The sequence below is a fragment of the Nocardioides sp. URHA0020 genome (assembly GCF_000620705.1).
In the GTDB taxonomy this organism is placed as follows: domain Bacteria; phylum Actinomycetota; class Actinomycetes; order Propionibacteriales; family Nocardioidaceae; genus Nocardioides.
The window spans coordinates 114,877-122,459 of sequence record NZ_KK211171.1; the positions used below are offsets into that span (position 1 = coordinate 114,877).

At 73.1% G+C, this 7,583-nt stretch carries 7 protein-coding genes; 5 read left to right on the top strand and 2 right to left on the bottom strand.

From position 1 onward, the window contains the following. Positions 1 to 13: 13 nt before the first annotated feature. The 4 genes from yczR to N542_RS0120015 all read left to right on the top strand — a co-directional run bounded on the left by yczR (position 14) and on the right by N542_RS0120015 (position 3,440). Positions 14 to 1,447: a MocR-like transcription factor YczR gene (gene yczR / locus N542_RS0120000; protein WP_028645442.1), complete on the top strand. Its 1,434-nt coding sequence runs from the start codon at positions 14 to 16 to the stop codon at positions 1,445 to 1,447. Positions 1,448 to 1,559: 112 nt separating this feature from the next. After that, a complete protein-coding gene (locus N542_RS0120005; protein ID WP_442937512.1) occupies positions 1,560 to 2,102 on the top strand; it encodes a dihydrofolate reductase family protein in 543 nt (180 codons plus the stop codon). A 71-nt stretch (positions 2,103 to 2,173) separates the two neighbouring features. Next, entirely contained in the window at positions 2,174 to 2,881 is a 708-nt protein-coding gene (locus tag N542_RS0120010; protein ID WP_028645444.1) for a lysoplasmalogenase, read from the top strand. Between the two features lie 109 nt (positions 2,882 to 2,990). Next, positions 2,991 to 3,440, top strand: a complete 450-nt coding sequence (locus N542_RS0120015; protein WP_028645445.1) for an iron chaperone — start codon at positions 2,991 to 2,993, stop codon at positions 3,438 to 3,440. A gap of 39 nt (positions 3,441 to 3,479) precedes the next feature. Here the strand turns inward: N542_RS0120015 and serA are convergent, their stop codons facing one another. After that, positions 3,480 to 5,063 (bottom strand): phosphoglycerate dehydrogenase, encoded by a 1,584-nt coding sequence (serA, locus tag N542_RS0120020; protein WP_051552135.1) that lies wholly within the window; start codon positions 5,061 to 5,063, stop codon positions 3,480 to 3,482. A 207-nt stretch (positions 5,064 to 5,270) separates the two neighbouring features. Between serA and N542_RS25815 the strand changes: the two genes are divergently transcribed. After that, a complete protein-coding gene (locus N542_RS25815; RefSeq protein ID WP_036509025.1) occupies positions 5,271 to 6,827 on the top strand; it encodes an ABC-F family ATP-binding cassette domain-containing protein in 1,557 nt (518 codons plus the stop codon). On the opposite strand, the gene N542_RS0120030 is transcribed toward N542_RS25815, so the two are convergent. Next, complete coding sequence (locus N542_RS0120030; RefSeq protein WP_028645447.1) at positions 6,787 to 7,290, bottom strand: GNAT family N-acetyltransferase; 504 nt, start codon at positions 7,288 to 7,290, stop codon at positions 6,787 to 6,789. The genes N542_RS25815 and N542_RS0120030 overlap by 41 nt on opposite strands. Positions 7,291 to 7,583 lie beyond the last annotated feature (293 nt).

Below are 7,583 nucleotides of genomic sequence, written 5' to 3' on the forward strand. Positions count from 1 at the left end.
AAGAGTGGCCTGCATGACGCTCCTGCTCAGCGCCGGACGGGTGGCCACCCTGGTCGGCGACTTCGACCGCTCCCCCGCGTACGCCGGCCTCGCCGACGCCCTGACCCTGCTGATCGGCGACGGTCGGATCGCCGTCGAGACTCGGCTGCCCAGCGAGCGCGAGCTCACCGGCGCCCTCGGCGTCTCACGCACCACGGTGACGCGGGCGTACGCCGCGCTGCGCGAGGCCGGGTACGCCGAGGCGCGCCGCGGGTCGGGCACGTTCACCCGGGTGCCGGGCGGCCGGAGCCGCGCGCACGACCGGGCCCTGCTCCCCCGCCCGGGCGACGGCGACGCGATCGACCTGAACTGCGCAGCCCCGTCGGCGCCACCCGGCATCGCCCACGCCTATGCCGAGGCCGCGGCCGACCTCCCGGCGTACCTCGGGGGTCACGGCTACTTCCCCGCCGGCCTGCCCAGCCTCCAGGCGGCGATCGCGGCGTCGTACGACGAGCGCGGCCTGCCGACCCCGCCCGACCAGATCATGGTGACGCCGGGGGCGCTCACCGCCGCGTCGATCGTGGCGCAGGCCTTCACCGGCCCCGGCGACCGGGTGCTGGTGGAGACGCCGACCTACCCCAACGCGACCGACGCCCTCCGGCACGCGGGCGCCCGGCTGACGCCGAGCCCGGTCGACCCGGAGGGCTGGGACCTCGACGCGGTGGCCGCGACCGTGCGCCAGACGTCGCCCCGGCTGGCCTACCTGATCCCGGACTTCCAGAACCCGACCGGCCACCTGATGAGCGACGACCAGCGGGCGGCGTACGCCGAGGTCCTGCGGCGCGCGCACACGGTGGCCGTGGTCGACGAGGCCCATCAGGCGCTGGCGCTCGAGGGACAGCCGATGCCGCGGCCGTTCGCGGCGTACGCACCGGAGACGATCACGATCGGCAGCGCCAGCAAGTCCTTCTGGGGTGGCCTGCGGCTCGGGTGGATCCGAGCACCCCGGGGCCAGATGGAGCGGCTCACCCAGGCGCGGGTCAGCATGGACCTCGGCGCTCCGGTGCTCGAACAGCTGGTGCTCGCGCGGCTCCTGGGCGACGCCGACGAGATCCTGACCGCCAACCGGGTGCGGCTGCGCTCGCAGCGCGACGCCCTGATCGGCGCCGTCGAGGACCTGCTCCCCGACTGGGACTTCCACCGCCCCAGCGGGGGCCTGGCGCTGTGGTGCCAGCTCCCCGGTGCCTTCGGGACCGCGCTCGCGACCGAGGCCGAGCGCCGCGGGGTGATCATCGCCCCCGGCCCGGTCTTCGCCGCCGAGGGCGGCCTGGACCGCTTCGTGCGGATCCCGTGGACCCGCCCCGCCGACGAGCTGACGGAGGCCGTACGACGGGTCGCGGCCGCCTGGTCCGTCGTACGCGAGCGTCCTGTCTCCTCGGGCCGCACCACCCGCGTGATGGTCGCCTGACCCGACCTGCGGGCGACGGGCACCGCTGAGTCTCTGCTGTCGTCGCGGTCGGTACGCAGACGAACGACCCGACAGATGCGAGGCTGGCACCGTGAGCAGACTGATCTACTCGATGAGCGTGACCCTGGACGGCTACATCGCCGCGCGCGGCGACGACATCGGCTGGGGGCTGCCCAGTGTCGAGCTGCACCAGTGGTTCAACGACCGCGCCCGCGGGATCGGCCTCTCGCTGTACGGCCGCAAGATGTGGCAGCTGATGAGCGCGCACTGGCCGACCGCGGATCAGCAGCCGGACGCGTCTCCCGTCGAGGTCGAGTTCGCCCGCATCTGGCAGGAGACGCCGAAGGTGGTCTTCTCCACGACGCTCGAGGAGGTCGAGGGCAACGCGCGCCTGGTCACCGGCGATGCCGTGGCCGAGATCGCCCGGCTCAAGGCCGAGGACGGAGCCCCGATGGAGATCGCCGGCGCCGTCCTCGCCGGCGCGGCGATGCGCGCCGGCCTGATCGACGAGTTCCAGGTGGTCACGCACCCCGTGCTGGTCGGTGGTGGCACGCCGTTCTTCAGTGACCTGGATGCCTGGGTGGACCTGCGCCTCGTGGAGACGAGGACCTTCCCCGACGGCGTGAGCCTGGCCCACTACGAGACCAGGCGCTGATCCACCCACGGAGTCCCGCCGCCGAGCACGACGCTCTGGCGGCGGCCGGCGCCAGCACCCAGGATGAGGGCATGCCTCCAGCCCGGACCTTGCTCCCCAGCGTCGTCTTCGCCGCCCTCGCGGTCGCTGACAGCGTGGCCGCCGGCAAGCGGAGCAGCACCACCGCCCGACGGCTGCGGTACGCCCTCAAGCCGGCGCTGATGCCGGCGTTGGCGACGGCCTTTTTGCGGGTCCCGCCGGGCAGTCGGGCCCACCGTCACACCGGCCTGCTCCGCACCGGCACCGCATCGGCCCAGGCGTTCTCCTGGGGCGGCGACGTGGCGCTGCTGGGCCCGAGCAAGCGGTCGTTCCTGATCGGCGTCGGGTCCTTCTTCGGGGCGCACGTCGCCTACATCGCCGCGTTCCTCTCCGTGCGCGGCGAGACCGAGGACTACGACACCGCGGGCCTCAGGCTGGCGCTCGGGCTCTGGCTGACCGCCACCCCGCTGATGAGCTCGGCGGCCGCTCGGCAGGACCCGGCGCTGCGGGCCCCGGTCGCGGCGTACGCGACGATCCTGTCCGCGATGTTCGCGAGCTCGCGCATGCTCGACCCCGCGCTGCCGCCGGGGGCACGCAGGACGCTGCAGGCCGGCACCGCGCTCTTCCTCGTCTCCGACAGCGTGCTCGCGACCCAGAAGTTCCTGCTCGCCGAGCCCCGACCGGCCCTGGAGACGCTCGTCATGGCCACCTACACGGCGGGCCAGGGCCTGATCGCGGCGGGCGCCGCGCGCGCGACCTGAGGGCAGGTGACCCGGACCTGGCGTCAGGGACTCCGGCCGACGCCGGCCACGTCGCGAAGCGGTCAGGAATCAAGAAGCCTCGCCCGCGAGACGGTCCTAGGGTGACGCCATGGCAACCAACACCACGACCACCACATCCGACTCCGGCTTCTCCGAGGACGAGCTGGCCGCCATGAAGCAGCGCGCCGCCGAGCTGCGCGCGGAGAAGAAGGGCGGCGCCAAGAAGGCCGACGAGGCCGAGGCGTGCGTCGAGGCCATCACGGCCCTGCCGCAGCCCGACCGCGGGCTCGCGGAGGCGATCCACCGGATCGTGCTCGACGTCGCCCCGGGGCTGGACCCGAAGACCTGGTACGGCTTCCCGTCGTACGCCCGTGACGGCAAGGTCGTCGTCTTCTTCAAGCCGGCGTCGAAGTTCAAGTCCCGCTACGCCTCCCTCGGCTTCGAGGAGGCTGCCCGGCTGGACGACGGCGCGATGTGGGTGACCTCGTACGCCGTGCTCGAGATCGGGCAGGCCGAGGAGAAGCTGATCCGCAAGCTGGTCAAGAAGGCGGCGGGCTAGGCGCCAGCGCTGCCCGCGCTCCTGGCCGGCCCGGTCGACTCAGACCAGGTCGACGGCGCGCACCGAGTCGGCGTCCATGGCGTGGTGGAGATCGGCCAGGACGTCGGCGGGGATGACGGAGTCGACCGAGAGCGCGACCAGGGCCCGACCGCCCTTGGCGTCGCGCGAGACCTGCATCCCGGCGATGTTGATGCCGGCCTCGCCGAGGATGCCGCCGACGGTGCCGACCATGCCGGGGCGGTCGGCGTACGTGAGGAAGGCGAGGTGCTCGGTGGGCTCGATGTCGACGGCGTACCCGTTGAGCTCGACCAGGCGCTCACGCTGGCCGATGCCGACCAGGGTGCCGCTGACCGAGACCTGGGAGCCGTCGGCGAGGGTGCCGCGGATGGTGATCAGGTTGCGGTGGTCGGGGCTCTCGGGGTCGATGACCAGGCGGACGGCCATGCCGCGCTCGGCGGCGAGGAGCGGGGCGTTCACGTAGGAGACCTGCTCCTCGACGATGTCGGCGAAGATGCCCTTGAGGGCCGCGAGCTCGAGCACCTTGACGTCGTAGTCGGTGATCTCGCCGCGCACCTCGACGTCGACCTGCTGGGCGACCTCGCCGGCGAGCCCGGTGAAGACCCGGCCGAGCTTCTCGCTCAGCGGGATCCCGGGGCGCACGTCCTCGGCGATCACGCCGCCCTGCACGTTGACCGCGTCGGGGACCAGCTCTCCGGCGAGCGCGAGACGCACGGAGCGTGCGACCGCGATGCCGGCCTTCTCCTGGGCCTCGTCGGTGGAGGCACCGAGGTGGGGCGTGGCGACGACGTTCTCGAGCTCGAAGAGCGGGCTGTCGGTGCACGGCTCGGACGTGAAGACGTCGAGCCCGGCGCCAGCGACCCGGCCCTCCTTGAGCGCGGCGTACAGGGCCGGCTCGTCGACGATGCCGCCGCGTGCGGCGTTGACGAGAACCAGGGACGGCTTGACCTTCGCCAGCTGCTCGACGCCGATCAGGCCGAGGGTCTCGGGGGTCTTGGGCAGGTGCACCGACATGAAGTCGGCCTCCGCCAGCAGGGTGTCGAGGTCGACCAGCCGCACGCCCATCTGCGCGGCGCGGCCGGCCTGCACGTAGGGGTCGTAGGCGATGACCCTCATGCCGAAGGCCGAGAGGCGCTGGGCGACGAGGACGCCGATCCGGCCCAGCCCCACGATGCCGACGGTCTTCTCGTAGAGCTCGATGCCGGTGTAGCGCGAGCGCTTCCACTCCCCCGCCTTGAGCGCGGCGTGCGCGGGCGAGACGTGGCGAGCGGCGGCGAGCATCAGCGCGACGGCGAGCTCGGCCGCGGAGACGATGTTGGACGTCGGCGCGTTGACGACCATGACCCCGGCCTGGGTCGCGGCGCGCACGTCGACGTTGTCCAGCCCGACGCCGGCCCGGGCGACCACCTTGAGCCGCTTCGCGGCGGCCAGCGCCTCGGCGTCGACCTTGGTGGCCGAGCGGACGAGCAGCGCGTCCGCGTCGCCGATCGCCGTCAGCAGCTCGGCGCGGTCAGCGCCGTTGCAGTGGCGGATGTCGAAGTCCGGGCCCAGCGCCTCGACGGTGGCGGGGCTCAGCTCCTCGGCGATGAGTACGACGGGCGGCATGCTCACAGCGTTAGTCCTCGCGGGTGGTGCGGGTTGAATGGCACGACGCTGTGCTGTGGGCCGACTCTACCGCGCAGCCGTCCGAATATCCGGTGGCGTCCGGGCCGGCGGCTGCCTAGCCTGGCGAGGCCACATCCCCTCCTCCCCGGCAGGTCGCATTGAAGCTCTGAGTGAGTGTGCCGTCCCCTACTCACCGAGAGCTCCGCCATGCCCGCAACCACCCCTGCCATCAGTGCGTCCCGCCTCGGCTTCGCCTGGCCCGACGGCACCCCGGTCCTCCAGGACCTGGACCTTCTCGTCCCTCCTGGTCGCTCCGCGCTGGTCGGCGTCAACGGCGCCGGCAAGTCCACGCTGCTGCGCCTCGTCGCGGGCCTCCTGACGCCCACGGCCGGCCACCTGACCGCCAGCGGCGAGATCGGCTACCTGCCCCAGGACCTCACCCTCGACGTCGACCAGCCGGTCGACGACTTCCTCGCCATCGGAGAGGTACGCCGAGCGGTGCGCGCCGTGGAGCGTGGCGACGTCGACGCCCACCTCTACGACGTGATCGGCGACGACTGGGACGTCGAGGACCGCGCGGTCGCCGAGCTCGGTCGTCTCGGCCTGCCTCCCGACGTCCTCGACCGGCGGCTGGGCGAGCTGTCGGGCGGCGAGGTCACCCAGCTCGGCCTCTCGCGACTGCTGCTGCGACGTCCCGACGTCCTCCTGCTGGACGAGCCCACCAACAACCTCGACGGCGACGCCCGGCACCGGCTCTACGACCTGGTCGACGGTTGGAGCCGCTCCCTGCTGGTCGTCAGCCACGACCGCGAGCTGCTCGAGCGGATGGACCGGATCGGCGACCTCCGCGGCGGCACGGTGCGGTGGTACGGCGGCGGCTACTCGTCCTACGCCGCCCAGGTGGAGGCCGAGCAGGACGCCGCCGAGCACGCGGTGAGCAGCGCGCGCTCCGACGTACGGCGCCAGCGCAACGACCGGGCCGAGGCCGAGCGGCAGCTGGCAGGGCGCCGCCGGCAGGCGCGCAAGGCCGAGTCCAGCACCGGGCTCGGCAAGGCGCAGATCCACTACAAGCGCAACCGGGCGGAGAATTCCGCCGCCGGGCTGCGCGGCGTCCACGAGGCCCGCCTCGAGCGGGCGCGAGAGCGACTGAGCGACGCGGAGTCACGGCTGCGCGAGGACCGCGAGATCCGGATCGACCTGCCCGGCACCGAGGTGCCGCGCGGACGAGTCGTGCTCGAGGGCGACGACCTCGCCGTCTCCGGTCCCGACCGGATCGCCCTGGTCGGCCCCAACGGGTCGGGCAAGACGACGCTGCTGCACCGGCTCGCCGGTCGGGCGCGGGTGCCGGTCGCGCTGCTGCCCCAGCGCCTCGACGTGCTCGACGACGACGCGAGCGTCTACGCCAACGTGGCGGCCCGTGCACCGGGCGCGGACCCCAACGTCGTACGGTCGCAGCTCGCTCGGTTCCTCTTCCGCGGCGCCGCCGCGGACCGTCCGGCCGGCGACCTCTCCGGTGGCGAGCGCTTCCGGGCGACGCTCGCCGCACTCCTGCTGGCCGACCCGGCCCCGCAGCTGCTGCTGCTCGACGAGCCGACCAACAACCTCGACTTCGCGTCGTACGACGCCCTCGTCTCGGCGCTCGAGTCCTACCGCGGCGCGCTCGTGGTCGCCAGCCACGACCCGGCGTTCCTCGACGACATCGGGATCGAGCGGGTCATCGACCTCAGCCCTGGCGCGGGATCGCCATCCACTCGGACCAGCTGATCGCTATCCCGACGTACCGAGGCTTCTCGAACGGCCAGTCCCGGGTGATCCAGCCGGGCACGAACGCGTCCAGGGCGGTCTCGACCGCGGTCCCGACGTACTCGTCGCGCACCCACCACGAGATGTCGGCGTCGGCACCGGCCTTGTCGGTCGGGTCGATGTAGCAGCAGCCGATGAGCTCGGTCTCGTCGGCGTCGAAGAGCGCGTAGTTGAAGGACTCGTGGGCCTGGATCTCGTCCCAGTGGTGCTGCAGGTCCTCGCGGTCCTGCTCGGCGGTCATGGCCGGCGGCGGCCAGCCCCAGGCCTCCCCGTAGATGCCCCACAGCCGGTCGCGCGAGCCCATCACCGCGGGCAGGTCCAGGGCCGTGTCGTCGGCGTGGATCGGGCGCAGGTGGTGTCCGGTGGACAGCTCCACGCGGGTCGGGTGCTGCCAGTCGGCCGGCAGCCAGGTCGGGTCGCTCATCGGGTTCCCTCTCGTCGTTGTCACCCCACTCTCGACCGCAACGCTTGGAACCCACTGGGGAGCCGCTGGGAAGATGCCGCCCTGCGCGCGGAGACCGACCGGCGCCGTCCCGGTGGTCGAACAGCGAAGGCGCGCTAGCGCCTGAGCGTCGTCGAGACCCCCGCAGCCCAAGCGCGACATCGACCGGGGTACGCCGTCCCGGTGGTCGAGCAGCGAAGGCGCGCTGGCGCCTGAGCGTCGTCGAGACCCCCACAGCCCACCCGCGAACGACGCCCTGCCCACGCTGCGGGGGT